The sequence below is a fragment of the Allorhizobium borbori genome, from assembly GCF_014196535.1.
Taxonomy (GTDB): Bacteria; Pseudomonadota; Alphaproteobacteria; order Rhizobiales; family Rhizobiaceae; genus Ectorhizobium; species Ectorhizobium borbori.
This window is the reverse complement of record NZ_JACIDU010000007.1, coordinates 146,564-171,082: the sequence shown is the minus strand read 5'-3', so window position 1 is coordinate 171,082 and position 24,519 is coordinate 146,564. Positions and strand designations below refer to the sequence as shown.

General features: G+C 58.0%; 30 protein-coding genes and 3 tRNA genes. 11 read left to right on the top strand and 22 right to left on the bottom strand.

What is annotated here, in order from left to right:
* Window positions 1-23: 23 nt before the first annotated feature.
* The 9 genes from GGQ66_RS10540 to GGQ66_RS10500 form a co-directional block, all read right to left on the bottom strand.
* Window positions 24-1,358, bottom strand: coding sequence for a hypothetical protein (locus tag GGQ66_RS10540; RefSeq protein ID WP_237358873.1), 1,335 nt, complete (start codon window positions 1,356-1,358; stop codon window positions 24-26).
* Window positions 1,359-1,459: 101 nt separating this feature from the next.
* Window positions 1,460-2,116 carry a phage adaptor protein gene (locus GGQ66_RS10535; protein ID WP_183792218.1) on the bottom strand — a complete coding sequence of 219 codons (657 nt, stop codon included), beginning with the start codon at window positions 2,114-2,116 and terminating at the stop codon, window positions 1,460-1,462.
* Between the two features lie 45 nt (window positions 2,117-2,161).
* The gene (locus GGQ66_RS10530) at window positions 2,162-3,403 is read right to left on the bottom strand and encodes a P22 phage major capsid protein family protein (RefSeq protein WP_183792216.1); all 1,242 of its coding nucleotides are present in this window, start codon (window positions 3,401-3,403) and stop codon (window positions 2,162-2,164) included.
* 26 nt (window positions 3,404-3,429) lie between these two features.
* Window positions 3,430-4,353, bottom strand: coding sequence for a hypothetical protein (locus GGQ66_RS10525; RefSeq protein ID WP_183792214.1), 924 nt, complete (start codon window positions 4,351-4,353; stop codon window positions 3,430-3,432).
* 37 nt (window positions 4,354-4,390) lie between these two features.
* Complete coding sequence (locus GGQ66_RS10520; RefSeq protein WP_183792212.1) at window positions 4,391-6,442, bottom strand: portal protein; 2,052 nt, start codon at window positions 6,440-6,442, stop codon at window positions 4,391-4,393.
* On the bottom strand, window positions 6,442-7,749 hold the full coding sequence (locus GGQ66_RS10515; protein ID WP_183792210.1) for a PBSX family phage terminase large subunit: 1,308 nt from the start codon (window positions 7,747-7,749) through the stop codon (window positions 6,442-6,444). The genes GGQ66_RS10520 and GGQ66_RS10515 overlap by 1 nt, the downstream gene beginning before the upstream one ends.
* Complete coding sequence (locus GGQ66_RS10510; RefSeq protein ID WP_183792208.1) at window positions 7,730-8,026, bottom strand: hypothetical protein; 297 nt, start codon at window positions 8,024-8,026, stop codon at window positions 7,730-7,732. Before GGQ66_RS10510 ends, GGQ66_RS10515 begins: the two co-directional genes overlap by 20 nt.
* Window positions 8,027-8,065: 39 nt before the next feature.
* Window positions 8,066-8,332, bottom strand: a complete 267-nt coding sequence (locus tag GGQ66_RS10505; RefSeq protein ID WP_183792206.1) for a spike base protein, RCAP_Rcc01079 family — start codon at window positions 8,330-8,332, stop codon at window positions 8,066-8,068.
* Between the two features lie 156 nt (window positions 8,333-8,488).
* Window positions 8,489-8,638: a hypothetical protein gene (locus GGQ66_RS10500; RefSeq protein WP_183792204.1), complete on the bottom strand. Its 150-nt coding sequence runs from the start codon at window positions 8,636-8,638 to the stop codon at window positions 8,489-8,491.
* 233 nt (window positions 8,639-8,871) lie between these two features.
* On the opposite strand from GGQ66_RS10500, the gene GGQ66_RS10495 reads away from it, so the two are divergent.
* On the top strand, window positions 8,872-9,207 hold the full coding sequence (locus GGQ66_RS10495; RefSeq protein ID WP_183792202.1) for a helix-turn-helix domain-containing protein: 336 nt from the start codon (window positions 8,872-8,874) through the stop codon (window positions 9,205-9,207).
* 76 nt (window positions 9,208-9,283) lie between these two features.
* Here GGQ66_RS10495 and GGQ66_RS10490 read toward each other — a convergent pair.
* From GGQ66_RS10490 to GGQ66_RS10450, 9 genes are all read right to left on the bottom strand, one after another.
* Window positions 9,284-9,357, bottom strand: a tRNA-Gly gene (locus GGQ66_RS10490).
* 416 nt (window positions 9,358-9,773) lie between these two features.
* Entirely contained in the window at window positions 9,774-10,391 is a 618-nt protein-coding gene (locus GGQ66_RS10485) for a hypothetical protein (RefSeq protein WP_183792200.1), read from the bottom strand.
* Window positions 10,388-10,831, bottom strand: a complete 444-nt coding sequence (locus GGQ66_RS10480; protein WP_183792198.1) for a hypothetical protein — start codon at window positions 10,829-10,831, stop codon at window positions 10,388-10,390. Before GGQ66_RS10480 ends, GGQ66_RS10485 begins: the two co-directional genes overlap by 4 nt.
* Entirely contained in the window at window positions 10,828-11,928 is a 1,101-nt protein-coding gene (locus GGQ66_RS10475; RefSeq protein ID WP_237358872.1) for a winged helix-turn-helix domain-containing protein, read from the bottom strand. Before GGQ66_RS10475 ends, GGQ66_RS10480 begins: the two co-directional genes overlap by 4 nt.
* Window positions 11,925-12,830, bottom strand: coding sequence for a ribonuclease H family protein (locus GGQ66_RS10470; RefSeq protein WP_237358871.1), 906 nt, complete (start codon window positions 12,828-12,830; stop codon window positions 11,925-11,927). Before GGQ66_RS10470 ends, GGQ66_RS10475 begins: the two co-directional genes overlap by 4 nt.
* Window positions 12,827-13,264 (bottom strand): hypothetical protein, encoded by a 438-nt coding sequence (locus GGQ66_RS10465; RefSeq protein ID WP_183792196.1) that lies wholly within the window; start codon window positions 13,262-13,264, stop codon window positions 12,827-12,829. Before GGQ66_RS10465 ends, GGQ66_RS10470 begins: the two co-directional genes overlap by 4 nt.
* A complete protein-coding gene (locus tag GGQ66_RS10460; protein ID WP_183792194.1) occupies window positions 13,261-13,530 on the bottom strand; it encodes a DUF6074 family protein in 270 nt (89 codons plus the stop codon). The genes GGQ66_RS10465 and GGQ66_RS10460 overlap by 4 nt, the downstream gene beginning before the upstream one ends.
* Window positions 13,527-14,357 carry a hypothetical protein gene (locus tag GGQ66_RS10455; protein WP_183792192.1) on the bottom strand — a complete coding sequence of 277 codons (831 nt, stop codon included), beginning with the start codon at window positions 14,355-14,357 and terminating at the stop codon, window positions 13,527-13,529. The genes GGQ66_RS10460 and GGQ66_RS10455 overlap by 4 nt, the downstream gene beginning before the upstream one ends.
* The gene (locus GGQ66_RS10450; protein WP_183792190.1) at window positions 14,354-14,563 is read right to left on the bottom strand and encodes a hypothetical protein; all 210 of its coding nucleotides are present in this window, start codon (window positions 14,561-14,563) and stop codon (window positions 14,354-14,356) included. The genes GGQ66_RS10455 and GGQ66_RS10450 overlap by 4 nt, the downstream gene beginning before the upstream one ends.
* Before the next feature lie 306 nt (window positions 14,564-14,869).
* On the opposite strand from GGQ66_RS10450, the gene GGQ66_RS10445 reads away from it, so the two are divergent.
* From GGQ66_RS10445 to GGQ66_RS10420, 6 genes are all read left to right on the top strand, one after another.
* The gene (locus GGQ66_RS10445; protein WP_183792188.1) at window positions 14,870-15,679 is read left to right on the top strand and encodes a helix-turn-helix domain-containing protein; all 810 of its coding nucleotides are present in this window, start codon (window positions 14,870-14,872) and stop codon (window positions 15,677-15,679) included.
* A gap of 77 nt (window positions 15,680-15,756) precedes the next feature.
* Window positions 15,757-16,113, top strand: a complete 357-nt coding sequence (locus GGQ66_RS10440) for a hypothetical protein (protein ID WP_183792186.1) — start codon at window positions 15,757-15,759, stop codon at window positions 16,111-16,113.
* Complete coding sequence (locus GGQ66_RS10435) at window positions 16,110-16,373, top strand: hypothetical protein (RefSeq protein WP_183792184.1); 264 nt, start codon at window positions 16,110-16,112, stop codon at window positions 16,371-16,373. Before GGQ66_RS10440 ends, GGQ66_RS10435 begins: the two co-directional genes overlap by 4 nt.
* Window positions 16,370-17,176 carry a BRO-N domain-containing protein gene (locus GGQ66_RS10430; protein WP_183792182.1) on the top strand — a complete coding sequence of 269 codons (807 nt, stop codon included), beginning with the start codon at window positions 16,370-16,372 and terminating at the stop codon, window positions 17,174-17,176. Before GGQ66_RS10435 ends, GGQ66_RS10430 begins: the two co-directional genes overlap by 4 nt.
* 440 nt (window positions 17,177-17,616) lie before the next feature.
* Window positions 17,617-17,856 (top strand): C1orf50 family protein, encoded by a 240-nt coding sequence (locus GGQ66_RS10425; protein WP_183792180.1) that lies wholly within the window; start codon window positions 17,617-17,619, stop codon window positions 17,854-17,856.
* Window positions 17,857-17,900: 44 nt separating this feature from the next.
* Complete coding sequence (locus GGQ66_RS10420) at window positions 17,901-18,470, top strand: hypothetical protein (RefSeq protein ID WP_183792178.1); 570 nt, start codon at window positions 17,901-17,903, stop codon at window positions 18,468-18,470.
* A gap of 213 nt (window positions 18,471-18,683) precedes the next feature.
* On the opposite strand, the gene GGQ66_RS10415 is transcribed toward GGQ66_RS10420, so the two are convergent.
* The gene (locus tag GGQ66_RS10415; protein WP_183792176.1) at window positions 18,684-19,607 is read right to left on the bottom strand and encodes a BstA C-terminal domain-containing protein; all 924 of its coding nucleotides are present in this window, start codon (window positions 19,605-19,607) and stop codon (window positions 18,684-18,686) included.
* 552 nt (window positions 19,608-20,159) lie between these two features.
* Between GGQ66_RS10415 and GGQ66_RS10410 the strand changes: the two genes are divergently transcribed.
* Window positions 20,160-20,348, top strand: a complete 189-nt coding sequence (locus tag GGQ66_RS10410) for a hypothetical protein (protein ID WP_183792175.1) — start codon at window positions 20,160-20,162, stop codon at window positions 20,346-20,348.
* A gap of 156 nt (window positions 20,349-20,504) precedes the next feature.
* Here the strand turns inward: GGQ66_RS10410 and GGQ66_RS10405 are convergent, their stop codons facing one another.
* From GGQ66_RS10405 to GGQ66_RS10395, 3 genes are all read right to left on the bottom strand, one after another.
* Window positions 20,505-20,735 carry a hypothetical protein gene (locus GGQ66_RS10405; RefSeq protein WP_183792173.1) on the bottom strand — a complete coding sequence of 77 codons (231 nt, stop codon included), beginning with the start codon at window positions 20,733-20,735 and terminating at the stop codon, window positions 20,505-20,507.
* Between the two features lie 299 nt (window positions 20,736-21,034).
* Window positions 21,035-21,108, bottom strand: a tRNA-Cys gene (locus tag GGQ66_RS10400).
* A gap of 200 nt (window positions 21,109-21,308) precedes the next feature.
* Window positions 21,309-21,587 carry a hypothetical protein gene (locus GGQ66_RS10395; protein ID WP_183792367.1) on the bottom strand — a complete coding sequence of 93 codons (279 nt, stop codon included), beginning with the start codon at window positions 21,585-21,587 and terminating at the stop codon, window positions 21,309-21,311.
* Window positions 21,588-21,745: 158 nt separating this feature from the next.
* Between GGQ66_RS10395 and GGQ66_RS10390 the strand changes: the two genes are divergently transcribed.
* The 3 genes from GGQ66_RS10390 (at window position 21,746) to GGQ66_RS10380 (ending at window position 24,518) form a co-directional block, all read left to right on the top strand.
* A tRNA-Asn gene (locus GGQ66_RS10390) sits at window positions 21,746-21,820 on the top strand.
* 45 nt (window positions 21,821-21,865) lie between these two features.
* Window positions 21,866-23,344, top strand: a complete 1,479-nt coding sequence (locus GGQ66_RS10385; RefSeq protein WP_183792171.1) for a cryptochrome/photolyase family protein — start codon at window positions 21,866-21,868, stop codon at window positions 23,342-23,344.
* A gap of 136 nt (window positions 23,345-23,480) precedes the next feature.
* Complete coding sequence (locus tag GGQ66_RS10380; RefSeq protein ID WP_183792169.1) at window positions 23,481-24,518, top strand: cysteine synthase A; 1,038 nt, start codon at window positions 23,481-23,483, stop codon at window positions 24,516-24,518.
* Window position 24,519: the final 1 nt, after the last annotated feature.

Below are 24,519 nucleotides of genomic sequence, written 5' to 3'. Positions count from 1 at the left end.
ACCAGATAGGTTCGCAACGCTTGTCATCGGCCACCGCTGGCGACAACAGACACGTCAACGTCAGACATGATCGTCCACGCCGACTGCGCCGGTATCGTCGCCCTGATTTTGTGAAGTCGCCCGTCAGCCCGGAGCGGTATTATCCCGCTGGAGGTCATGGCCCCCTCCCGTGAATACCGATCGGCATCGCCGTGGTAGCTCTTGGAGATAACCGTCACGGTTGCCGCCGACGCGTCCGTTGTGAGCCGTGCGCTTGTCACGGACGCCCTGACCGCATCGTCAGGCTGGAAGAACGATGTGTCGAACGTTGCCTCAAGGTTTGCGCCCGTGAAGAACGCAAGCTTGTTGTCAGTGTCGAACGCCGCAAGAGTCGGCCTGCCGCCCATGAACAGACGAGAATCGAACGGCAGATCGACCCCATCAATCGATGCATAGAGATCATCAAGGGCATCCCATGTCATCCCAATCGTCACCAGCGGGAAAACGTCTGATACGGCCTTGTCTGACATGCACCAACGGTCCAGTTGCCAGTCGTAACCGATCATGTTCCGGAGGCCGGTAGCGGTCTGGTAGACCCACCATACGATTTTCTCGTATGGGTCGGCAGCCCCTGAAACATCATCGAGGTAAGCGGGGTCTATGACGCTCAAAATCCACTTATCGACGCGCTCGGCGCCAATGGGCGTGCGGTCAGCGCCGGCGAAAAAACCGTCTTCCGACAGGTAATAGAACCGGCCATTGCCGATATTGACCACGGATCGAGGAGAAACCGCGCCCTGATTGGGGTTGATGACGGTGCGCGTGAAAATGTACGGGCTGTCGAGAGCAAATGAGAAGTATTGCATCCCGGCCCGCTGGATCACGTAGAATCCGCCACGGTCACCGAAGATAGAGAAGATTTCTCCGCCTTCCGGTATTTCCTGGGTGTCAGACCCCTTGTCGCCAACTGTCCAGTGTTCGCAATCATTGTAGCCAGACCAGTGGACTGTTGTTTCTGCGCCGGAAAGGTTGCCGAGAACCACGAAGTCACCAACTACGCACGAGTATTTCGCCTGCGGCGGCGATCCGCCAAGATCGGAAACCGCGCCGCCAGCGTTGATATCGTATTTCTGGATCGGATCGCTGATATTGTGGATCAGCAGCATATCGCCGAAGCGCGTGAAACTCCATCTTTCTGATGCAGAGTAAGGCGCGCTCGGCCCGCTGATATCGGTCCACGAATAATCGGTGTTGTTAAGCTCGAAAATCGCCGTAGCCGTTGCGGCAACCGTTCTGAACGTGCCTGTCGATGTTCGGACAAAGACCGCACCGAGACATTCAGCCCCCAAGCTATCGGAAATGGCGGCAAGATCGGGCATCGGTCCCCATCCGTTTGCGACGGGGCGGGCGTTGACGATGTTCGCGCTCGAGCTTCCGTTGAATTGGGACTTGTCCGGTTCAAACGGACCAAACGGCACTCTCATACGGCTGTATCCAGATTGTAGCTGTAGCGCGTGCGGCGCGTCAGCATCGGGTCAACAGTCAGGTTCCCGCGCTTGTTCTGCGCATAGGTGGATTTTGCCGATGCCAGCCCCTCCTCCAGCACGGCTTTCCACATGGAGCCGGCGGTCAGGTCTTTGGTATACAGGCACCCCCAGACAATCGCAGCGGCGAGATAAACGTCCGGGTAGTGGGTCAGGAACTCATTCGTCGGGGCCGCATCCGTCAGCGCAAAGCGGCTCTGGTACGTGAAACGGAACGTGTAAGGCAGGTCGAGAGCGCGGTCGAAGCGAATGATCTCATCGCCTCCAGACGTATGCTCGATGCACCACTGCTGCGGAGTGCCGGAAATGTCGTAGTACGGGAAAGAGCCTTGCGGCTTCGGCGTCACCGAGAACTCATGAATGATGCCATCCACGTAGAGGGATACCGGCTCGATGATGTTCAGATCGGCAATGCTGATGTAGTTCACGTCTGCCGTCCCGTTCAGGATGACAGTCGTCGCGATGGATTCGATCTCGCGGTTCAGCTTGGCCTCTGCAAGCGTGATGAAATCCTCGACAGAACCGTCAATGTCGTTGCGGTCCATGAAGTCGGTTACGCGCGTCTTAAGCTCGCTGTAATTGCTGATCGCCATCGCCAATCCTCTCTGGTGAGGAAGGGGGCCGAAGCCCCCAACCAGTTAGGCCGTGCCGCTGATGCGGGTCGCAAGACGCGGATCAATGGCCTTGACGCCATAGAGGACGTCGAGACGCCACTTCGAAATGTCGTTCGTGCCGTCGTAGTACGGGACGAGGCGGACATTGATGCCCTTGTAGGACTGGCGCGAGACGTTGACGGCACCCTGCGGCGCTTCCATCGGAACGGTCACGAGAGCGAACGCGTTCTTGTGGAAGATCATGTTCTGCCGGTAGGACGTGCCACCGGTACCAACGACCGTGATGTCGGCGTTGTCTGCCGGAGCAGCAGAACACGTCTGGAACGCACCGGACGTGATGATGGCCGGCGTGATCGTCAGGGCAGCCGGGCCGGTCGATGCGCCGGAATCAGCGTCTGCCGTGACAGTGAACTGGCGCAGGAACGGAAGCGTCTGCTTCGTGACCGGGTTGACGGCATAGACACCGGCAATGGTGAACACGTCGCCAGCCTTGAGAATGCCGGTGGTGGAGTTCGTCCAGCCATCGGTATTCAGCGTCTGCGTGTTGCTGTCCTTGACGGAGGCATAGGTCACGTTCTGGCTGGCGCCGTTGACCTTCGGAGTACCTGTTGCGACACCAACGGTGTGCAGCGGCACGTTCTGGCTCATGTAGGTGTCGACGCCGCCGATCATGCCCAGCGAACCGTCACGATAGGCACCCTTGGCCGCTTCCTGGATATAAAGGGCGGTCTGCGAGCCCAGCATGCCCCACTGGTCAGCCGGTGACAGGAGGCCAGCACGGCTTTCCTGCGGAACGGCGAACTCGTCAAGGCGCTGCGGGCCGACGCCGAAGTCGGCAAACGAGTTGACGACCTGCCCCGGCGTACCGACCCACGACGGAACGGACGAATAGAGGCCGAGAATGTCGCGGTCGATCTGGTTCGCAAGCTGGATCATGGCAGGCTTGATGACGCGCTCGGAAAGCTGGTTCATTTCGAGCGCCAGTTCCTGCGACGTGAACTGGAAGTCGATGCCCTTCTGCTTGTTGACCACGATACTGGTCGAGCCTTCGGTCACGTCCTGGTTCGATGCCGTCGCGCCATCGCGAACCGTAAAATCTGTCGGCTTGCGGATGGTGATCGTGGAGCCGATCTTGTAGCCGTTCGGGTTGCGGCCATATTCCTCGTCGTAACCACGGTGCACGAGCTTGGCGGCGACGAGTTCGTTTTCGAGGATCATAATCGCCTCTTTGGCGATCATGCTTACTGTTTTCACAGCGTTCGACATGTTGTCTTACCTTCTGGAAAGGGCAGCTACTTGAGCTTCTGGCCCTGTGATTTGCGGTAAGCCACGTATTCCGACATGCTCATGTCTTCCGGGTTCCGTGTGACCGCTGGCGATGCCTTGGCGGAAACGGTCTTCGTCGGCTTGACTTGAGTGGGGGCCGGCTTCGGCGGCGCTTTTTGGAGGTTGGAAACCTGACTGCCCACCCATGCTAGGTGGAGCATCTGGTAGACCTGCGGCGTCATGGCGGCTGCGAGTTGATCGCGGGCGAACCCGATTCCCTCAGCGAACTTGACGACTTTCGCGTCTATTTCCGGGTTCCATCCGGGAATGTTCTGTTCCGCAAATCTCCGCGTTTCTTGCAGGCGGTTGGCAATGTCTTGCTCCGCTTTCGCAAATCGCTGGGTCTGCGCTGTGTCGAGATATTGAGCGATCTGACCACGCTGTTCCTTGAGCATCTGGTAGTTCCGCCAGGCAGACTGAGCGCCAAGCGGGTCTTCCTGCTCGAACCGGTTCCAGTCGAAGTTCTGGAACTGGTTAAGCTGCGCATCGACGCCGTGAAGCGCCGCGCGTGCCTCGATCTCCTCATTGGAGGTGCTGTAAATCTTCTCTGCCTCAGCCTTGAAGTTCTCAGCCTCCTTGCGCATGGCGGCGACTTCCTGCGTCTTGCGGGTGTAGTCGGACTGCATGAGGAACCCATCCCGCAGGTCGGGGTGGATCTGGTACTTCTTGCCGTTCAACTCGATCTCGGCCAGTTCAGGCTCAGGATCGGTTTGCGGTTCCTCTTCCGCCTCTTCGGCGGCTTCACTTCCTTCCGGTGCAGTCTCTTCGGTCTGGTCGGTTGCCTCTGTGGCTTCTGGCTCATTTCCGAGTTCGACAGGCTCATCAACGGCTGGCGCCTCGATTGCAGGGGATTCCTGTTCGGGGGCAAGCGTCTGCGTTCCTTCATCCATGGAAGGTTCACTCCTCTAAGGGTTGGTGATTTTTGGGTTACGGACGCGAAGACAGGTCCATGAGCTTGATGCCCGTGTCTGCCTGCTTGATTTTCGCGTTGTTCTCGGCGGTGAAGCGGCGCGTTTCCGCGTCCATCATCTTCACCTCATGGCCTTGTTTCAGGTTTTCATTCTCGCCGGTCAGCTTCTGAACGGCCTGCGTCAGTTCTTCCAACTGCTGCTGGACCTGCGGCGGGATCTGGTTCTGCTTGGCCGGGTTCATGGCCTCGAACCGCTTGGCGATCTCGTCAGCACCGGGCCAATCAAAATTACGGGCCATGATATCAGCAACGACCGGCGCCGCCTGCGGGAATGCACGGACAAGTTCCGTCATCTGCGAAGCGGCTTCCTCGCGCCGTGTCGTGAAGCTCGGACCGGTGGTCACGGTCAGGTCGTACTTGCCGACGGTTAGATCGTGCAGCGCCATGACAGCGTTGCCCATTTCATCAACCTGCGGGTTACCGTCCTCATCCTGTGCCGGGTACTCCTGATTGACCGGTACGTTCTTCTCAGTCTTGTCCTCACCGATCACGCGAACAATGCGCTCACCCGTGTAGACCTTAGGGATGAGGTCAATCAGGATGCGTCCCGTGTGGCGGATGGCGCGGGCAAGGTTGTCGATGAAATGGAAGGTGGACACATCCCCTTCCCGCTGGCGCGCCATGATGGCCTTGCCGCTTGTCTCATTCGACCGTGCACCAAGGGAAGCATCATAGATGCCCATGATTTCCTTCATAGCGTCCGAGGTCGTTAGTGCCTGCTGCAAAGCGCCCGCCGCCGGCCCGCTGTCCAGCGCCTGCCGGATTGGCACCTCTGTGTCATACTCAAGGTATGCATGGCTCTGGCTGTTGGCGGTCGCCCAGCGGCTTGCATCACTGTCAAACGTGCCCTTTCGGCCAATCCATGGCACGCGCGGCGCAAGCGCAACGAGTTCGGTCGCCGTGGACTGCCAATAATTGTACATGCGCTGCGCGTCTTTGGCGTCGTGGATCAGGCTGCGGAAATAGCGCTTGCCCTCGAGAATGATCTCGTCGCCGTAGACCGGCACAATCGGGATGTAGCGACCCGGCCATTCGTTGACCTCAAGCACATCGACGCCCGTCATGATGACCTGCTTCACCTTCTTTACGGTGCGCATGCGGCGGTCAACGATCTGGAGCATACCGGACCGCAACCCGATGCGGATCGCCTGCATGGCGTCATCCGTGCCGGCGTCCTCGTACTTCTCGGCTGCTTCGTCTTCGGCTTCGGCGGCTTCGTCCTCGAAAAGCTCTTCGGCGCAATAGACGTGACCATTAGAGAGCTTGACGATCTCCTCTTCCTCTTCCTCGCGCGACCACCATTCGGCAATCATCACGCCGTCGTCGTTCACCCAGGTATTGTTCAGAGCCGCCCAACTGTCGCTGTCGAAATCGACCGGCGCTGCTTCGTTGAACTCCGTGGTGATCGGCTTTCCGTCGTGGTTCTTCTTGCCCTTGTACTTCGCCTTGAACTCCGTCTTCGACATGCGATCGACAACAAAGGCCACATCCCAATCGGAGGAGTCAGCCGACGTGCTGTCCGGGTCGCCATAAACCGAAAACTGGTTGGAAACCCGCTGGATGCAGATATCCATGTCGAACGTGTCTTCGTAGGCGTAGTCCATGCCGATCCGCCAATAACCGAAGCCGCCGGATACCGACTGCTCGATGCCTGTGTCATAGGCAACGTCCGCGTTCGAAGAGTACTCGATGTTGCGGATCAGGCCATTGATCACGTCTGCCGTCTTCGGGTCGGCTTGGCTGTCGACCGGGTGCACCTTGATCTGAGGCTTGTTCTGCCGGCTGTCGTTGACCACCTGACGGATGAACGCCTTGAGCTTGTTGATCGTCAGGACCGGGCGCTTTTCAAGCTCACGCTGCTTGACGATATCGGACGGCCACTGCTGCGACAGGCGCGAGAACTTCACGTCGTCAAGCGCAGTCTGTCGGTTTTCCTTCTCGTAGTCGTTGCAGCGCTGGAAAGCCTTGCGGCCTTTCGCCAGCAGGTCAGACGATGTTCGTTGCGCCATTAACTCATCCATCCATGCTGTGCGAAATTGCGCGGGTCAGGCCTCTTGGCCGTCGTCGGCTCTTGATAGGCAACGCACATCAGGCCGAACGCATCGGCGCTGTGCGACGCCCAATCGTGTTCCGGGCCAAGACCGATTCCCCGATCAGGATCGCGCCTCTCGTGGTACCAGCCGAGCGCATCGCGCCCTGCTTCCGTCGTTGCCTCGTTGAACCACATCGCCGGGAACAGCCGCCGTGCCTCCTCGATGCGGGCAGCAGCAGCGCCTTTCCCTTGGTTGGGGATCACCGTGACCGAATATCCAGCGGATCGAAGTGCGCTCTCATAGGAGACGTCAAAAACCTTGTCCTGCGTGCTTCCGTCATGCGGCAGCCAGAATTGCGCCTTCTCCGGCGTATAGCCACGCGACCGGCACCAGTTCAGATGGGCGGCTGCTGGCTGTCCTTGAGCCTCGTAGTGGTCAAGGACGCGTATCTCACGGCCAATGAACTGCGCTGCCCAAATGACGAAGTTGTCAGCCTTCGCCCCGGTACCGCCAATGTCAACGAACAGGCGGATGGTCATGAGCGGATCAGCAGCAACGCGACCGATGCGCCCTTCCGACTTTGCCTGGGTCAACGCGCTTGCGAAATAGGCGCCTTCGACAACGGTCACGAAGCCACCTTCCCATATGTGGTCATAGCTGTCTGGCCGCTGTTCTTTGTCGCGTAGCCGGGTGCGGTTCAGAATGTCAGGGAACCACGGGTTATCGCGCCAGTTCAGTTCCACGATCTTCATGCGGTCGCCTGTGCTTTCGCGGAAACGCTTGTGCGTGGCGCTTGTCTTTCGCTCCGGGTTCCACGTCGCCCAAAGCTCGCTGTCTTCCTCGCGCAGCGTCGGGATGAGCTTCGACCACGCTTCATCCGTGACCGGCTCTGCCTCATCCACCCAGCAAAGCAGGATGCGCGCCTTGGACTTGATACTGTCGATGTTCCGATCGAGGCCAGCAAACGCGTAGTAAACGCGACCGCTCTTTGTGCGGATGAACTTTTCGCCTATCTCGAACCGCTCAAGAAGCCATGGCTCCGATCGGATCGCAGCCTTGATTTCCTCAAGCGAGGAATCGGCCAAGGAGTTCATGAACTGGCGGCAGCAAAGGATTTGCCCTTCGCGCCCTGCCATGTCCCACATGTACGCCCTGACGGCTGTCATCTTGGCGAAGGACCGCGTCTTAGCAGATCCTCGCCCGCCATATGCACCCCTTACGTCAGCCTCACCCGAAAACACAGGGATCAGCTTGGGCGGCAGCTCAAGTTTCGCTGTTGCCACTTGGCGCGACTAGCTCGATGCGGGTGATGACGTTCAGCGGTGCATTCGGGTCGCCTGCTATCTGCATCGGAAGAACCTTGCCGAGAAGCGACATGAACGGGCCAGGGTTATTGATTGCCTGTTGCGTCAGGTATGCGACCATATCCCCTTTGCCAGCATTCTCAGCGGCCTTGAGGATTGCATCCTTGAGAATTGCTGTGGTTCTGTTGCGGGAACCTTTTGGGCGGCCCTTGCCCATGTTTCCCATATTTCTGCCTACAATAGGACTGTCTGTCATTTCGCCCACTCCCTTTCGGGTTGGTGGACAGCCGGCGAGTTAAGCCAGCGCCACGATGTTGGTTGCAGTCGTTCCCGTCGCAAGAACACGGGTGGTGCGGATCGGCAGAAGCGTTCCATCCGGCACATTGGCGATGGTCACGCTGGCCTTGTTGTTGGTCACGGGGCTGTAGGCATGAAGCACTACATCGCCGCCGGTTCCAACGTAGATGGCGCGGCTTTCCGAAAAGTCGTCGGTATCGGACGGGGTGACGCTCCACGCATACCCAGCCGGGGCGATGAGGTCGAAACTGCTACGGTCCACCATTGTGGGCTCCTTTGTGATTTATCCCGGCTTGCTGTGATTGCTGCGGTTCCGAGTGCCTATGGCAAACGTCACGCGCCCGCAGGGTGTCTTCCACCTCGATCACGATCTAGCCCACCGGCCGGGGGCGGCAGTCAAAGGTTGCGCATGACGTGAGACTTATGCCGGCTGGGGAACAGCACCGCCCTTCCCGTTGAGAAGGCGCTTGCCGACTTCCTTCAGCCACTGGCGAAACTTGCGAACAGACATGGCGAAACCCCAGAAACGACAAAAGCCGCCCGGACGAACCAGACGGCTTTGAATTTTCACCACGGTTTCCGTGGTTTTATCTTGCAACACCACGGAAACCGTGGCATAAAGAAATCACCGAAGCAATCAAGTTTCGGGTGGACGAAGGAGCCAACCATGAGCATCAAGCTCAGCTTCCAAGTCCGGTTCGGCAAGTGGAGACTGACACTCTCCATTAGCCGCTAAACTGGGGGCCGGGAGGAACTTGCACTTCCTTCCGGTTCCCAATGTAGCAAATACCAAAGGGGCCGACAATGACAACGACAATCACAGGCGAAAACATTCTACGGTACTGGCGCACTGGCGCGAACCTCACGCAGTCACAATTCGCGACCGCCATGGGTGTACCATTGCGCACCTACGAAGACCTTGAGGCCGGTAAAGCTACCATTCGCCCGGTCCATCTGGCCGCGGCTCAATGGGGATTGATCATACTCGCCGCCGATAGTCCGCTGAAAATGGGCTTCCTGCCGCTTGAGGTGAGTGCAGTCATCGAGAAGCTGACGAAGCCCACCGCCGAAGCCGTCCAACCTGCCAGCGGTATTCAGACCACCGTCCCCTTTGGCTTGCGGCCATCATCAGAGACCTGACGCTACCTTGCCGTGAAACATTGCTCGGGGAGCCATATCGTAATATGGGCGGATCAATGTCACCTCTCCCTGATCATGGAGCGGATAGCGGGGATTGAACCCGCGCACACGGGGTGGAAACCCGCTGCTCTCCCACTGAGCTACATCCGCGATTTCGTTGTCTTCCAAATATCAGGCGAACCTCGCCGGGGTGATAAAGCCTTTTGAGGTTCGCCCGAGGCCCAGTCTCAGCACGCCTTATCATCAGCATGCCCGTAGCCGCCTCGTTGAGGCCTTCGCCTCGAATTTGTCCGGCCCGAGATTCCTCTGCCCTATGCGGGCTGGGTACTGATCGGTTTCGCGTGCCTCTGGCATCTAGGCATCTTCACCGTAAACGGCACTTCCACTCTGCCAGCACGTCCCGAGAATCTACGACAGGGCGCTATCGGAGACGCGCACTCCCTGAAGGTTCGTTGCCGCTGTTTCGCCAGCCTACATGCCGGCGGGGCTCTCATCCGAAGCGCACTACACTGGGCAGTGGTCGACGGCTTCGCAGCTTTCCCTAAAATCTACTGTGGAGCCCGGCTCTACATCGTTCTGCGATAGGACGGCTTTCCATCGGGTGACATCCACGAACGCAAATCCGATCTTATTGATTTGCCCGTGTTTTCTGGCTCGATTTGTCTCATCGGTAAAGTGGCCTGATCGAGCAACAGCGCGTCAAAGTTGGGCATCTGCGCGTCAATCGCTTGAAGCGCCTTCAAAATCCACCGGTAGGTATTTTGCCTAACCCACGCTCTTTTTTGCGGATTTCGCTTGTTTCGGTTGCTCACATACCGTTCCCACTGCCAGCGACGGGCTTTGACCTCGGCATAGGCCAGCAGTGCTTTGCGATGATCCTCGTTCTGGACATGGGTCAGCACCCACGAAAACGCCTGCTCCATCTGAGAGACGCGCTCCCGGCTGCATCGTGCCTTTCGCTCGGTGCGCCGACGCTCGGCCGCCTCGTTCTCGCGGTTGCGGAAGCCGCCTGTCTTCCTCTGGTCCTCCTGCCGTAGCTCTCTGACTTCTTCGGCCGTGTGAATGTATTCCGGCATCGATGAGCCGAACGCCTTCGGGCCAAGCCTGACAGGCAAGGCAATATCGGTCTCCATCGCCTCAATGAGGCGCTCCATGATCACGCCTTGGCGTTCGGTAAGCTTCATGCAGCGTCGTCCTCGTCCAGAAGTCTATCAGCCAGGAGCGTGGCAATCTTTTCTGCCACCTTCCCCATTTGTCCGTTTCGGCCCGTAGCGAGCCGCTGAGCGCGTTCGTTGATTTCCGCCAGATCTATGCGGGCGAACCTCGCAACGACGCGCTGGCGGGGTTCCTCGCTCCAATGCGCGCCAATGAAGCGGAAGACGGACCAGATGATCCGATTATCGAAGGCCGCCGGGTTGCTCGCCTTGATCGACATAATGACGGTCCGGCACCGTTCCACGTCCTGCTTCATCAGGCGCACGATGGTTCTGCCGCCATAAACGACGTTCGCCGGCCGGGGCGTGCGGCTCTCGCGCGGGGGCCTGACCTTCACGCCGAACTCGTCGAGGAAGCGGTGCAGGTTCACGCCGTTCGGGGCGCGCGGTCGTTTGCGGGGTTCGGTCACGCGGCCTCCCGCTTCATGCGAGCGCGCCAGTTCGAAACCGTCTGCGGACTGACACCGACACGCCGGCCAATCTCCCGATCCGACAATTCAGGATGGGCGTCCAACATGGACAGAACGGATTTGCGGATGTCGGCATTCCTGCGGCGTCCAACTTGGGCACCGCCCGGCGTGGCGCTTGCAGTATCTTCACCCCCATTTTGGTGGGTGCAGGCTTCCTTGTACATTTGCCGCAAAATCTGGACGTCGGCGCACATCCGCGCCCATTCTGGATCATCGAAATCCTGCGGCTCGATCCATTGCTGTTGCCAAGCATAGGACTTGTAGTGGAGGCGGATTTCCATGTCCTCCCAGCACGTCACAGGCCTGGTCCTTATTTCTTCCCGCAAAAGATCGATCCGAAGCTCTACGGGCAGGTCGAAGTAATATTCGTTATGACAGTAGAAATGCGCTCGTTCCCTCTCCAGCTTGTCCCAGCTTCGAAGCTCTTCGAACATGTCACGCATGGTGATCGGGAACAGATAAGCCGTTTTGATGGCTTCGATTGCGGCAGGATCAACCTTTTGCAGGATGGAAAAATGGTCGGACACGCCAGCGAACTCAGCCACGCTGCGGCGCCATGTCCCGCAGGCATCTTCATACGGTTCACTCCATTCGGTAATGAACTGGTCAGCGGCTTTCAGGATAGCCTCCTCACGAGGATTCCGGTCTAAAAACGCTTTCACGCTCCCAAACTCGGCCATGATCTCGGCCCTCCTGGCGGCGAACTTGGCTTGACGCTCTCGCTCCCTCTCCTCTTCCCGTTCGCGTGCCTGACGGTGCAGTTCTTCCTGACGACGACGCTCAGATGCTTCTTTTTCCCGCTGCTCGCGCTCGTAACGATCCGCCCATTCTCTGGCTGAATGCCCGCTCCATCCGCCTTCATTCTTCGGCTTCGCCCTACCCAACTTGGACACTGCCTGCTTGAGCGTCAGGCCTGCCTTTGCAGCTATCGCTTCGCATCTGTTTTTCGCCGCCGCACGCTCGCCCTCGGTCGCACCGTCCTTCATCAGGGCATGCACCTTGCGGAATTTTTCGATGTCAAAGTTGGACGCGCTCAATTCGACGCCTCCATGATCTGGCGGTATCTGACGTCGAGGTCATTGGGATCTGCGAGGTCGTTACGACCATCAAGGTCTGTTACCCCCTGCCGGCCTCGCTCAGCCAACTCGTCGGCCCGCTCATTGCCAGCAATGCCGTGGTGTCCCTTCACCCAACGAATGACAATCTTCGGGCCGCTCGCGACATTGAGAGCGGCATCAATGGCCTGCCAAAGCTCGGCATTCAGCAGGATTCGGTTCTTGGGATCGGCATTCGGCCCGCCGCGCTGCCAGCCGTTGGCCTTCCATCCGGCCATCCACTCATTTACGCCACGGACGCAATATTGGCTGTCACACCAGATGATCACAGTCGGATTTTCCGATAGTGCCCGCGCGCGATCGATGGCGTTGAGAAGCGCAGTTAATTCCATCTGGTTGTTGGTCGCCTGCGGGTCGCCGCCCCAACCTGCAAAGGTTTCGCGCCCATCCTGGTAGACGGCATACCCCCAACCACCGACGCCAGGATTGGGAACTGCGGCACCGTCGCAGAAAATGTGCACGCCAGATGTTACCGCCTGATGGTCGAACGCATGATGTTTCGTCTGGCGTCCCTTCTTTCCGTGTTTTTGGGCACCACCCAAAAACCCTTTCTGCATAGGTGCTTCAGGGTGATTTACACCCTGTTTGAACACCACTTCCTTTTGGGGCGTCGAAAGCTGGATCGACACCCTTGCGGACTCCTGAATGCGGAGCATGGTTTCCGTCATGTCCTTTCCTTTGGCGGGGAATTTCACGCGGGTGCCGAGCAACTGCTGAGCCATGAACGCGGCCTGTCGATCAGTCTTGAACGCGCTCACGTCGGCGCCGAAGGTACGCAGGCAGTCACGTAGCGGGTGAAGTGAGGGAGGGAACGAATAGGTCATGCCTTCCCTCCGAATATATGCGGCAAAGTGCGGTGAATTTTCTTGAGCGCCCTCGCCCGCTCCCGGTCTGCGAACTTCTTGATCCGACGGTGCATTTCCGCCTCGATGCGCTCGCCAGCCTCGAAGCCGGTGTCGAATATCATGTCGCGAAGGGCGATTGCCGCCGCTTCCGATTTGCATCCAGCGATGACGTGTGACCGAGGAAGCCGCTCGTCTTCCCTGATGAAGCGCGACGAACCGAAGACCTGGTACGTGCTCGGCATGACCTTCTGGATCTGCATCACGAAGAAGATTTCCGCCTTGTCGCGATTATCCATCCAGTGGTGGGAAGCGTAGCCGGCAATGATCTCGGCAAGAGTTCGGTCATAAGGGCCATACGGCTGGTGAAATGCCAGCACCCACTGGCCGGGCGCTATGTCGACGAAAGAGGTCATGCGGCACCGTTGGGATTGTCGTTGGCGATGGAGCGACGTTCGCACTGCTCAAGGCCATCCGTGACCGCGCACACAAAGGCCCGGATTTCCGCTTCTGCGACTTGCTCGCTGAAACCCTGGACCTGAAGGCGAGCCAGCAGGCGCCGGCAGGTGAGCCGCCAGAAGCGATCAGCAGCGATGCCTTCCTTGCGGCGGAGAACACGCACGGTTTCGTCGATGAGGGCGGCCTGTCGTTCGATGGGGAACGGGATGACGAGGCTCGTCATGCGGCCCTCCCGTTCTGAACGTCGCACTTCCCATGGGGCAACGCCCCTTGGAGCCCCACTGGGGGATGATCCCCCAGACCCTCGATCAACGACGCTTCGCGCCCTTGATCCTGTTTCTGCTGGGGAGCGGGAGTGCCCTTTTTGAGGTTTGGCACAAGTCCGTCGCGAGTAGTATATACTTCTATTGGCGACGGACCTGTGCCACGGCGTCGATACCACGTCCGGCGGGAGATACCTTCAGCTTCCCATGGCTTGAGACGGTTGATGGATTCCGCCGTATAGGAGTTGCGATTTTCAGCCCCTTCGGCTCGGCGCTTGGCAGCCTGCCGACGCTTGTCTCGCTCGCGCTTCGTCTCCTTCGCAAGGGACTTTCGATCCTCGGCGGAAACATCGCACGCGCCAATTGTCTTGAGGCCCAGATCATCGCGCTCCTTCATAGTGACGTGCAGGATTTTCGCCGCCGCATCAGCCGACAACATATGCCTCCGGCGCTTGTTGCGATGAGCGAGGTCGGCCAGGTCAGCACCACTGACCCATGGCGCCCATGTTTGGCACCAGCTAGCGACGGGTTGAGAACGCGGGGTGGCGGCTGCCACGAAGAGATAGGCGAAGCAGCTATCGAAATCGTCGGTTCCTGCGGGGTCTGGAATGCCGCGCTGATGGCGATGGCGGATAAGCTGCTCAAGCTCCCGAAGACGCAGGAATTCAATAGAAAACCGCCAGTTCGTTGGTTGGCCGGAAAAGCGCGCCGGACGCTCCTTGAGGATGAGCCGGCCCATTGTGATCTGCGCAGAACCGTCACGCTTAGATTTTTGGCTGATTTTCATCCGAAAGCCCTCCGAACGGTCCGCATTTGAAGGGCGAGCTCAATGGCATCTGCAGCTTCGACGGCGGAAATGCCGAAGCGGGCCTTCACGGTAGAGACTGCGGCGCCGAACGCTTCGCCCCTGCGCTCCGCCAGCCATTGAGCTGCGCGGATCACGTCTTCGGTTGCTTGGATGTTTCGGGGGGCGATGGTGCGAAGTGGCATCATGCGTCCCCCTTCTTGCCGACCTGGCCGGCCTTTTCGAGAATTAGGTCTTCTGCCGCCCGCTGGACATCTGTCCAAGTCGTCAAGCGAGGGCTGGTTTTGGCAGCGCGCCAGCGGGTCCAAGTCGAACCGTTAATGCCTGCGGCCCGAAAAAGGGATTGGAGGGGAATACGGGCAAGCCGTAAGCGCCTCTCGATGTCGGAGATCTGAGTGTGAATTGTCATAGCCAGTCATTCATAGTGCATTAATGCACATCAATCAAGCTTTTATGCACCGTGCTTTTCTGCACATCTGTGATATTGGGGTATTATGAGCGAAAACGATTTCTACGACGCAGCCGCGAAGACGTACGTCCGCTACGTGCTGGATGAGCTGAAGCTTTCCCCATCGGCCCTTGCACGAGGAGCAGGCTTATCGTCGACTACATTGACCCGAGCATTGAATGACCCAGGGCATAAGTTCACCCTGTCCACGTCCACCCTTGGGAAGATAATGAAATTCTCCGGGATCAACTTTAACCCCTTTTTTGAAGCAAAGGACTTCGCGGAAATGTCGATGGCGCCATTCGAGCGCGACGATATCACCGACGAAAGCTGGGGGCCGGCGAAACCTTTCGATCCCGCTCGATCAGAAGGCCACGTGACAATTGTTATTGGGCATGCGGCGGCAGGAGTGTGGAAGGTGCCTGAGCTGCTTAAGCTCGAAAAGCACCCGCCCTTATGGGTCACTCTTCCGAAAGTGAATGCGACGGACGCATTCGGCTTGCTGATCGACGACGATTCATCGTCACCAAGCGTGGAGCGAGGGGAGTATGCGTTGTGCCTACGAACTAAAGCCGCTCGTACACCGCCAGCACACAGCGACCTACTCGTCGTTGAGCGGTGGAGAGATGGCGGCGGCCTGATGGAGATTACCCTCCGTCGATTGATCGAGCCCGAAGGAGCCTCTCCATATCTTCGCTTTGACAACATGGAAAAGTACCCTGAGGTCATTCCGTATGAACCTGACGCCAAAGACACAAAGGTTATCGGCGTTGTGGAATGGACGCTGAGAAACCCGACCGATTTCAAGCTCCGGGCCCAACTACTAGATCGTCGCCGTTGGTCAGGCCGTATCTAATGCATTTATGCACATATTTTAGTTGACCTGCACATTTTAATGATGCATTAAAGCTCCACAAACCCGATGGAGCGAACATGAACGCGCATCTTTCAATTCAGGAGGCGGTTGCCGCCCACCAATCCGCCTACGCTGCAGACGATGCTCTGTATGGAGAGGACGGTTCCTCCGTTACCGACGATAAGACCTTGATCAAGGCCAACAACGAGGCAGAGATCGAAACCTTGCGCGCATTCGCGAAGTTGCCGTGCAAGACCACTGACGATGTTCAGGTAAAGCTGGCCTATCTGTTCGCCGGCACCGCCGCTTTTCAGGAGCCAATCTTTTCAGCGCTGACGCAAGATCGCTATGCCGACGAGCTTGATCAAGGCAAAGGCGAAGGCCGCCTTCTCGAGGAATGCGTTCGCTCGCTGTTGCTGGAGGCGCGGTCATGAGCAGCGTATTCGCCAGCTACGTCACCGGCTCCGCTTTCCGTATCGACCTGTCACGCCGCATGGTTTCCTCTCTGATGGCGGCAGCCAACGGGGGCAAACTCAATACGGGCAACTATGGCACGGAATCGCTTATCAAGCGCGGCCTCATGGAGATTACTGAAGGGCAGGAAAAGCGGATATACAAAAACGTGCGCTTGACCGAAGCCGGCTTTAAGGTCGCAGAGCTTTGCACCATGGCCGGGCTTGGGGGTGGAGAATGAGCGAGAAGCAAAACTCCGAAATCCAGACGTTCCGCTTTGAGGGACACGGTCTGCGCGTCCAGCAGCGCGACGGAAAGATTTGGTTCTTTGCCGCCGACGCGTGCGACTGCCTTGAAATCAAAAACGTCTCTCAGGCGCTCAAGCCGCTGGATGCGGATGAAAAGGGTATATGTAATTCATACACCCTTGGCGGCGCTCAGGAGCAGCTTGTCGTGTCAGAGGGTGGCCTTTGGACAGTCGTCTTGCGCTCCCGAAAGGCGATCACGCCCGGTACGGTCCAGCACCGGTTCCGCCGGTGGGTAACTGGCGAGGTTATCCCCTCGATCCGCAAGACCGGCTCCTACTCGATGCCAGAAGCCGGCGTGTCCAACTTGGACGAAGCCACGCGCCGGGTTATTGGCGGCATGATCAAGCGCAACAGCGCCGTCGCCTTCCGCGAGGAGATTGCCCCGCTGCGTGACGAGCTTGTCGAGACCCGGAAAAGCCTCGATACCGCCAACCAGCGGATTGCCGATCTGGAAAACCGCGTGCAGTCCCCGAACACTTGCACCGCCCACGATCTGTGGACGGAGTTCAAGTATCCCGGCATTCGCGGCGGCACCGTGTGGCTTGGCAACCGCCTTGCCGCGCTGGGCTGCTCCCCGGAGTACGGCAGTCGGGTCAACATCGGCGGGAAGATGCATCGAGTGTTCGACATCGGCAAAGCCAGAACGGCCATGAAAAACGGGCTGGCACTGCTTACCGAACAGTACCTGGCGGAGCGCAAGGGTCAGTTCCGAATGCGCCTCGTGCAGCGCGAGTAATCGCCGGGTCGAGCTTCCCCGGCTTCCCATGGCAATTTCGCCCGTCGGGCACAAGCGTCCAACTTTGACAGCATGACCACCGCCGCCCCGGAATAGATCTCCATGGGCAGTGGACCACTTTCACTCAAAACCGTGCACACCCCCATCGGAGACATCGGCATGCCGAACAACACAGAAACGCCAGATACCCAAATTGACCTGATATGGGGGGCAGAGGAAATTGCAAAGGTGATCGGGCGCTCTGCCCGCGTAACGTTTCACCTGTTGACCACAGGAGCACTTCCGGCCCGCAAGGTCGGGGGCCGTTGGGTAATCGAGCGTAGCAAGCTGATAGCCTTTTTCACAGGGTCGGCATCATGACACCCAGAAACCAAAATGGCCCGGCAGAGGCGGCAACCTCTCCGGACCGTGGTTCCATCAACCCCGCAAAGGATATGAAAATGAACAGGCAGATAGATAGCACCGCATCGGTGCAGTTGCCAGCCCTGAGCACGAAGCTGGTCAACCTCGAAGACATCCTCGGCGAGGCCAGGAGCTTTACCCAGGCGGTATTTCTCGCCGCGGCTGGCTTGGGAAGTTCCTCGAACACCTGCGCTTTGCAGGTTCTGGCAGAGCAGATTAACGCCCGCCTCGAACAGGCTCGCTGTGTCGTTGATGAGATCCGGGAGAATGCCCAATGAACACGACACGTCGCGCCTTCCTCTGCGCCTCCGCTATTGCATCGATGCCGGCGGCCGTGGTGGCTTCCCCCACTGCATCATCCGTTCCCGACCTGATCGCCCAGCACCAGCGCGCATTCGATGCGACAAACGCTGCGTGGAATGACCTTTCCGACCTGCAAATGGAGCTTGAAGAAAAGATCGGTACTCCGAAGATCCACATGGGCAATCTCCTGCTGGGGCGCGACAGCGAAGGCAATGACATTCGGAAGCCGATCTACGGCTACAGCGAGGAAGACATTCTTCGACACGCCGCGTACCATATTGAACACGCTCTGAATGATGAGGTTCGCCGGCAGAAGGAAAAACATCGTGATGCCATGCTGGCAGAGCTTCGCGCCGCCAAGGCCCGACAGAAGGACGCTGAGGATGCTTGCGGCATCACGGCAGCTTTCGCCACGTGCAAGAAGCTGAACGACGAGCAGAACCGCCTCATGCGCGAACTGATCAAGGCCAAGCCTGCAACGCTGGCGGAAGCAGCGGCCAAAGCAACGCATCTGCATGACGTGTTCCAAACCGAAGCTGCCGATTTTGACGATGGGCTTCTGCTGGCTGTCATCAAGTCGCTGGTCTGACCGCCAGCACTGAACACGGAAACAAAATTCAAAACCTTCCAAGGCTCCCTTCACCGGGGGCCTTTTTCGTTAAACGGAACGGAGAAGCCGATGCCCCGATAGAGCCAGGTGAGGGCGCCAGGGACGGGAAATTGGGTGTGGGTGACCATACCGCATTGCCAACATCCCCTACACCAGCGCATGAAAATGCCCGCCTGAGCGGGCTAAATCAATTCACTTCTTGCTGGCAATTTTTTTAGGTTTGAAAGCCTCAATAGCCTTCGTAGCAATGGCCGGCTTGACCTTGCCAAGCTTGGCCTGGCTATTCATATAGTCAGGCAGGTGCACTTCAAGATACGTCTTGCGGAACCATTTGCGGAACTCTCCAAGCGCCTCATCTGGGTAGCAGTAAGGAGTCTGCGGGTTTGACAAAGCCTGCGGAAAATAAACCGGGTACTCGTGCATGTACTGCTTGCGCTCGCCGTATAGAACCTCAAGGTTTTCTGTTTTCCAATGCTTTGCCCATCTCTGCCCCACGCTGATGTCAGGTACGATGTGGGGGCCAACATCAACCCCAGCATTGATCATCGGCACAATCATCCCGGCAATTTCTTGGTATACGCTGAAAAAGCCAGTCGGAACCGCATTCGCAACAAGGCTCACGCGGTCATGAAACTGCTGCCAAGCAAGGCTGACTTTCCCATCAGGGTTGTAGCCGACTTGCGCATATACGAAATCGGTGAAGCCCTTCTTAGCAAGAGTGCGATAGCTTTTGATCGCGTGGGAGTTTTCGGATACCGCCTCAAACGCGTAGTATTCAAGCGTTGCCATGCAAACATGCGCAGGAATAGCATGATGGATAGTGCCGCTTTTCTTAACGGCATGAAAGAAAACGGTGTCATCAAAGCCTTGAGCCTTGATCAAATCGCGTATCTTTTGCTCGCGCCCTTTTGTGGGGGATTGACCCCAGTCGTTTGTAAGCTTGACGAGTGTCGTGTGGTCAACGCCGCACATCCTCGCCAAACCACGAATCGTTAAGAATGGGGTTCCATCTCCGAGAACCCCCATACCAACGCCGTCAATTTCAGCTTCGACAACGATCTCTAAATCAAATGACAGTTGATTATGGGTGGTGTTTGGAATGTCGTCAAATGACATTATTGCTAGCCTTCTCAATTGGTTGAGGTGGTGACTAGCTCGACTAGAGTTCTTCTTTGAGAACGGGTATTCTCATGTTGCTACGAGGAACTCAGCCAAGCCGCTGATCACTCATTTAAAGCCGTCACCTCTGCAAAGGTGACGGCTTTCATGTGTGGTCATCTATTGTACGTCAGTACCAGCGGTTTGGGTAGGTGATAAAGTTACCCATTACTGCCCTTCGCTTCTGCCTTCGCATACAGCAAGATCTTCAAACCTTCGGCCTCCACTTCTTCCGCCTATACGCAATGGGCACCTCAAGCTCGGCATGCACCCGCCTAAGCGTGCGCAACAATGCTGCCAGCAACGACGGCGCTTCAACGTCGTCACTGCTGACAGCACTTTAACCAACCGGACGAAATCCGTACGCTTGGTTTAGGTCATTCTTGAGCAAAAGCGTGTCGCGCCCGCAGAGCGAGGTACGATCAACACGATACACAAGTTCTTGAGGGGCCTAAAAGAGCGCTATATTAATCTTCGTCAATGGGAAGAGTTCACTCGCAAGGAGATGTCATGTCGCGCTCACTGCCGATCACGGCGGCTCAAATCACCGCCATCTGCAAGGGCGCTGCTAAGGCCGGATTCGTCGCTGAGCTTGAGATCGGTGGCGTAAAGATTCGCTTGTTGCCGGAACACCTAGCCTCGGACAAATTGGCTAAAGAGAAGGCGTATATTGCTTGGAAGGGCGAAGGCCATTTGTAGGAACCAAACTACGAAAGTCCACTAGGCATCCATCGATAACCGACTGAAACCCTCATGGTGCAGTTTTGCACCATGCGTAATCGCGCCGAACCGCACCTAGGCGATTACACACTCGCCCACAAATTGCTGTTACCCCCCGAGGGGGGCTCTCTGACCTTATGGATTCCCACGAGATTTATCTGCACGGCGATTTCTCCATGACGCTAGAGAATTGCCGCCGTAAGTGATATCCGCGTCAACCGCTTTTGATGTGTGGATATCTTGGATGATGGGGGAAACCGTGAATTTCCCGCCGCCGATTTCGATAGTGATGGTGACGTTCTCACTTCTCGCCACAGCTGCGATTCGTTTCAGGTCAGCTTGCTTGATCAACGCCGGGGCGCTCATTTCATCTCCATGCTCTGCCACATACTGACCAGATACTTGTGAAACGCCGGTCCAGCCTAAAACACCGGGTGGCAATCTCTTCGCAGGTGAATCAAACCGTGGCGCCCCTGAGAAATTCTAACCCCGCGCAACCTGACAGACGCAGAAGCATGTTGCAATCCATGTTGCGTGGAGTGGCCGAGTGTGTAGCGGAATCATTGAAAATCAAGGGAAATCAGGCGCAACAAGATGCGACATGAAATCAATCGGGACGAAATCCAAAAGGCACTTAACTGATTGATTTTACTCTAGAAAGAGATTGGAGGCCTCGCCGAGAATCGAACTCGGGTGCAAGGATTTGCAGTCCTCTGCGTCACCACTCCGCCACGAGGCCCCTCGTTTGCGAATTTCGCTGTGGTGGCGGGGAATTAGACCGAAACCACCAAGGATGCAAGAGGGCTTGTTTCGATTATCGTCCTTTTTTCCCGTTCGGATTTCCAGCAGCGGATGACGATCCCCAGGAATAGGCTTGTGCCGCTTTGAAACAGCCGTCCCGTCGGCGTGGTGCGACATTCGCAGCGAATCGAAACGCAATCAGCCCTTGCCACCGCGTTTGCGGCTCCACCACACAACCATGCGCCGTCTGGCCCGCCGCACTGCGGGCAAATCATGGGAGAGCACGATGATGCCAAGCGGCAGCATCCAGAATCCGACAACGGGAAGAAAACCGAGAACACCGCCCGCGACCAGTCCGCCACCCAGAACCATGCGCGCCATACGGTTGCGCGGCACCGGCACATGAATTTTCCCCAACTCCAGACGACCCGTCTGATGATTGACGCGATATCGGCGCTTCGCCTTGTTTTCCGGCACGTTTGCTTCCTGTTGCCCTGGCTTCTTTGTCCACAGGAGATGGGAACGTGAGAAAAATAAAACAAGAACCGCACTTTTTTTGAAGAAAGTGCTTGGCAAATCGCAGAAGCATTTGTAGAAGGCCACCCAACGCCGCGGCCCACAAGGCCAGCCGGCATTCCCTGGTAGCTCAGCGGTAGAGCACTCGACTGTTAATCGATAGGTCGTCGGTTCGAATCCGACCCGGGGAGCCATTTTAAAACAGCCGCCTTGTGATCCACAAGGCGGCTGTTTTCGTTATGAACGTCAGCAAACCAGAAGCCCTCGGAGTTTCCCGCGTGACGTCCCCTTCCCATCCTGTCATTGTCTGGCTGCGCAAGGATTTGCGCCTTGATGACAATGCGGCCCTTGCCGCCGCTGCCGCCTCCGGCGCAGCGGTCATTCCCGTCTACATCCGTGAACCCGAAAGCGCCGGCACGGGCCCACTGGGCGAAGCGCAAGCCTGGTGGCTGCATCATTCGCTCGAATCGTTCAGCAAAAGCCTGGAGCAGCTTGGCAGCCGGCTCGTTCTCGCCAGCGGCGAGGCGCTGTCCACGCTGGAGCGCCTGATGACCGAAACCGGTGCGCAAACCGTTTACTGGAACCGGCGCTACGATCCCCAAGGCATCGCCATCGATTCACCCTTGAAGCAGGAACTGCGCGCCCGGGGCATTGTTGTGCAAAGCTTCGCCGGCCAACTCCTGCATGAACCATCAAAGCTCATGACGGGCGGCGGAACACCGTTTCGCGTCTACACACCGTTCTGGCGGGCCTTCGATGGTGCTGGCGACCCGCCCTCGCCCGTGGATGCCCCTTCCCGCCTCGCTGCACCCGCTGCATGGCCAGCGTCAGAATATCTGGCGGAATGGAAACTCCTGCCACAAGAGCCGAACTGGGCAGCCACCTTCCCGGAGATTTTCACTCCCGGCGAAACGGAGGCGCAGCGCCGGCTGCGCAGCTTCCTGGAAGATAAGCTTGGCCGCTATGATACCCGCCGCGATTTCCCTGCGGACGACGCGACGTCCCTTCTGTCACCGCATCTGGCCATGGGAGAAATCTCGCCAGCCCGTATCTGGCACGCCACCAAGGGCCTTGGTGAAACCACGGGCCACGACAACCTCATCCGCTTCCGCAAGGAATTGGTATGGCGGGAGTTCTCCTATTACCTGCTCTTCCATTTTCCCGATCTCGCCACCCGCAACTGGAATCCACGCTTCGATGCGTTCGAATGGCGCTTCGACGCCGGCCTCTTCAAGGCCTGGACAAAGGGACTGACCGGCTACCCCATCGTCGATGCCGGAATGCGCCAGCTCTGGCGCCACGGCATCATGCACAACCGCGTGCGCATGATCGTCGCCTCCTTCCTCGTGAAGGATCTGTTGATCGACTGGCGGCAGGGCGAACGCTGGTTCCGCGATACGCTGGTGGATGCCGACCCCGCCTCCAATGCCGCAAGCTGGCAATGGGTGGCCGGATCCGGCGCCGACGCCTCGCCGTGGTTTCGCATCTTTAATCCGGTACTGCAGGGCGAGAAATTCGATCCGCAGGGCGACTATGTCCGTCGCTTCGTGCCGGAACTCGCGGAACTGGATGCGAAATATATCCACCGCCCCTTCGAGGCACCGCTGCCCGCGTTGCTGCGGGCCGGCATCCGGCTTGGCGAAACCTATCCCAAGCCGTTGGTCGATCACGGTGCAGCGCGCCAGCAGGCGCTAAGCGCCTATGAAGCCACGGGCTAGGGACCGTCGCAACGCCGCTTCAGAATATTTTTGCATCAAATTCAACATGCAAAGAATATGATTCCTTGTTCGATTGAACTTGCGGGCGGAATAAATGGCCTACAATCCCTCGTCTTCAGCAGGAAAGGCTTTCCCCATGACGGTGCATCAATCGGTACTGAGCGCCATCGGCAACACGCCGCTGATCCGCCTCAACGGCGCCTCGGCGCTCACCGGCTGCAACATCTATGGCAAGGCGGAGTTTCTGAACCCTGGCCAGTCGGTCAAGGACCGTGCCGCGCTCTACATCATCCGCGATGCGGAAAAGCGTGGCCTGCTGAAGCCGGGCGGCGTCATCGTCGAGGGTACCGCGGGCAATACCGGCATCGGCCTTGCGCTGGTGGGGGCGGCGCTCGGCTATCGCACCGTCATCGTGATTCCGGAAACGCAGGCGCAGGAAAAGAAGGATGCGCTGAAGCTGCTTGGTGCCGAACTCGTCGAGGTTCCCGCCGCTCCCTACAAGAACCCGAACAATTATGTACGTCTGTCCGGACGCCTTGCCGCCGAACTCGCCAAGACGGAACCGAATGGCGCGATATGGGCCAACCAGTTCGATAACGTTGCTAACCGGCAGGCCCATATCGAGACGACCGCACCGGAAATCTGGCGTGATCTCGATGGCAAGGTTGATGGCTTCGTTGCCGCCGTTGGCTCGGGCGGCACGCTGACCGGCACCGGCATCGGCCTCAAGGGCTTCAGCAAGGATGTGAAGGTGGCGCTCGCCGATCCGGAAGGCGCTGCCCTCTTCGAGTACTACACAAAGGGCGAGCTCGCATCCTCCGGTTCTTCCATCACCGAAGGTATCGGCCAGGGACGCATAACCGCCAACCTCGAAGGCTTCACGCCCGATTTCTCTTATCAGATTCCCGACTCGGAGGCGCTGCCGATCATTTTCGATCTGGTGGAGAAGGAGGGTCTTGTGCTGGGCGGCTCGTCGGGCATCAACATTGCCGGCGCCATTCGCCTGGCAAAGGATCTCGGTCCGGGCAAAACCATCGTCACCATCCTTTGCGATTATGGTAACCGTTACCAGTCGAAACTGTTCAATCCGGAATTTCTTCACGCCAAGGGCTTGCCTCTGCCGGGCTGGTTGACGCACAAAAGGGATATAGAGGTTCCCTTCGAAACAGTCTGAG

Excerpts from the sequence above, each read along its gene's own strand:
- GGQ66_RS10505 (WP_183792206.1), bottom strand. The coding sequence starts at position 8,332 with ATGGTGGACCGTAGCAGTTTCGACCTCATCGCCCCGGCTGGGTATGCG.
- GGQ66_RS10380 (WP_183792169.1), top strand. The coding sequence starts at position 23,481 with ATGACGGTGCATCAATCGGTACTGAGCGCCATCGGCAACACGCCGCTG.
- GGQ66_RS10415 (WP_183792176.1), bottom strand. The coding sequence starts at position 19,607 with ATGTCATTTGACGACATTCCAAACACCACCCATAATCAACTGTCATTT.
- GGQ66_RS10420 (WP_183792178.1), top strand. The coding sequence starts at position 17,901 with ATGCCGGCGGCCGTGGTGGCTTCCCCCACTGCATCATCCGTTCCCGAC.
- GGQ66_RS10435 (WP_183792184.1), top strand. The coding sequence starts at position 16,110 with ATGAGCAGCGTATTCGCCAGCTACGTCACCGGCTCCGCTTTCCGTATC.
- GGQ66_RS10485 (WP_183792200.1), bottom strand. The coding sequence starts at position 10,391 with ATGAAGCTTACCGAACGCCAAGGCGTGATCATGGAGCGCCTCATTGAG.
- GGQ66_RS10450 (WP_183792190.1), bottom strand. The coding sequence starts at position 14,563 with ATGATGCCACTTCGCACCATCGCCCCCCGAAACATCCAAGCAACCGAA.
- GGQ66_RS10385 (WP_183792171.1), top strand. The coding sequence starts at position 21,866 with ATGAACGTCAGCAAACCAGAAGCCCTCGGAGTTTCCCGCGTGACGTCC.
- GGQ66_RS10445 (WP_183792188.1), top strand. The coding sequence starts at position 14,870 with ATGAGCGAAAACGATTTCTACGACGCAGCCGCGAAGACGTACGTCCGC.
- GGQ66_RS10455 (WP_183792192.1), bottom strand. The coding sequence starts at position 14,357 with ATGAAAATCAGCCAAAAATCTAAGCGTGACGGTTCTGCGCAGATCACA.
- GGQ66_RS10440 (WP_183792186.1), top strand. The coding sequence starts at position 15,757 with ATGAACGCGCATCTTTCAATTCAGGAGGCGGTTGCCGCCCACCAATCC.
- GGQ66_RS10430 (WP_183792182.1), top strand. The coding sequence starts at position 16,370 with ATGAGCGAGAAGCAAAACTCCGAAATCCAGACGTTCCGCTTTGAGGGA.
- GGQ66_RS10525 (WP_183792214.1), bottom strand. The coding sequence starts at position 4,353 with ATGGATGAAGGAACGCAGACGCTTGCCCCCGAACAGGAATCCCCTGCA.
- GGQ66_RS10510 (WP_183792208.1), bottom strand. The coding sequence starts at position 8,026 with ATGACAGACAGTCCTATTGTAGGCAGAAATATGGGAAACATGGGCAAG.
- GGQ66_RS10530 (WP_183792216.1), bottom strand. The coding sequence starts at position 3,403 with ATGTCGAACGCTGTGAAAACAGTAAGCATGATCGCCAAAGAGGCGATT.
- GGQ66_RS10470 (WP_237358871.1), bottom strand. The coding sequence starts at position 12,830 with ATGACCTATTCGTTCCCTCCCTCACTTCACCCGCTACGTGACTGCCTG.
- GGQ66_RS10535 (WP_183792218.1), bottom strand. The coding sequence starts at position 2,116 with ATGGCGATCAGCAATTACAGCGAGCTTAAGACGCGCGTAACCGACTTC.
- GGQ66_RS10495 (WP_183792202.1), top strand. The coding sequence starts at position 8,872 with ATGACAACGACAATCACAGGCGAAAACATTCTACGGTACTGGCGCACT.
- GGQ66_RS10540 (WP_237358873.1), bottom strand. The coding sequence starts at position 1,358 with ATGCCCGATCTTGCCGCCATTTCCGATAGCTTGGGGGCTGAATGTCTC.
- GGQ66_RS10465 (WP_183792196.1), bottom strand. The coding sequence starts at position 13,264 with ATGACCTCTTTCGTCGACATAGCGCCCGGCCAGTGGGTGCTGGCATTT.
- GGQ66_RS10520 (WP_183792212.1), bottom strand. The coding sequence starts at position 6,442 with ATGGCGCAACGAACATCGTCTGACCTGCTGGCGAAAGGCCGCAAGGCT.
- GGQ66_RS10425 (WP_183792180.1), top strand. The coding sequence starts at position 17,617 with ATGAACAGGCAGATAGATAGCACCGCATCGGTGCAGTTGCCAGCCCTG.
- GGQ66_RS10410 (WP_183792175.1), top strand. The coding sequence starts at position 20,160 with ATGTCGCGCTCACTGCCGATCACGGCGGCTCAAATCACCGCCATCTGC.
- GGQ66_RS10460 (WP_183792194.1), bottom strand. The coding sequence starts at position 13,530 with ATGACGAGCCTCGTCATCCCGTTCCCCATCGAACGACAGGCCGCCCTC.
- GGQ66_RS10405 (WP_183792173.1), bottom strand. The coding sequence starts at position 20,735 with ATGAGCGCCCCGGCGTTGATCAAGCAAGCTGACCTGAAACGAATCGCA.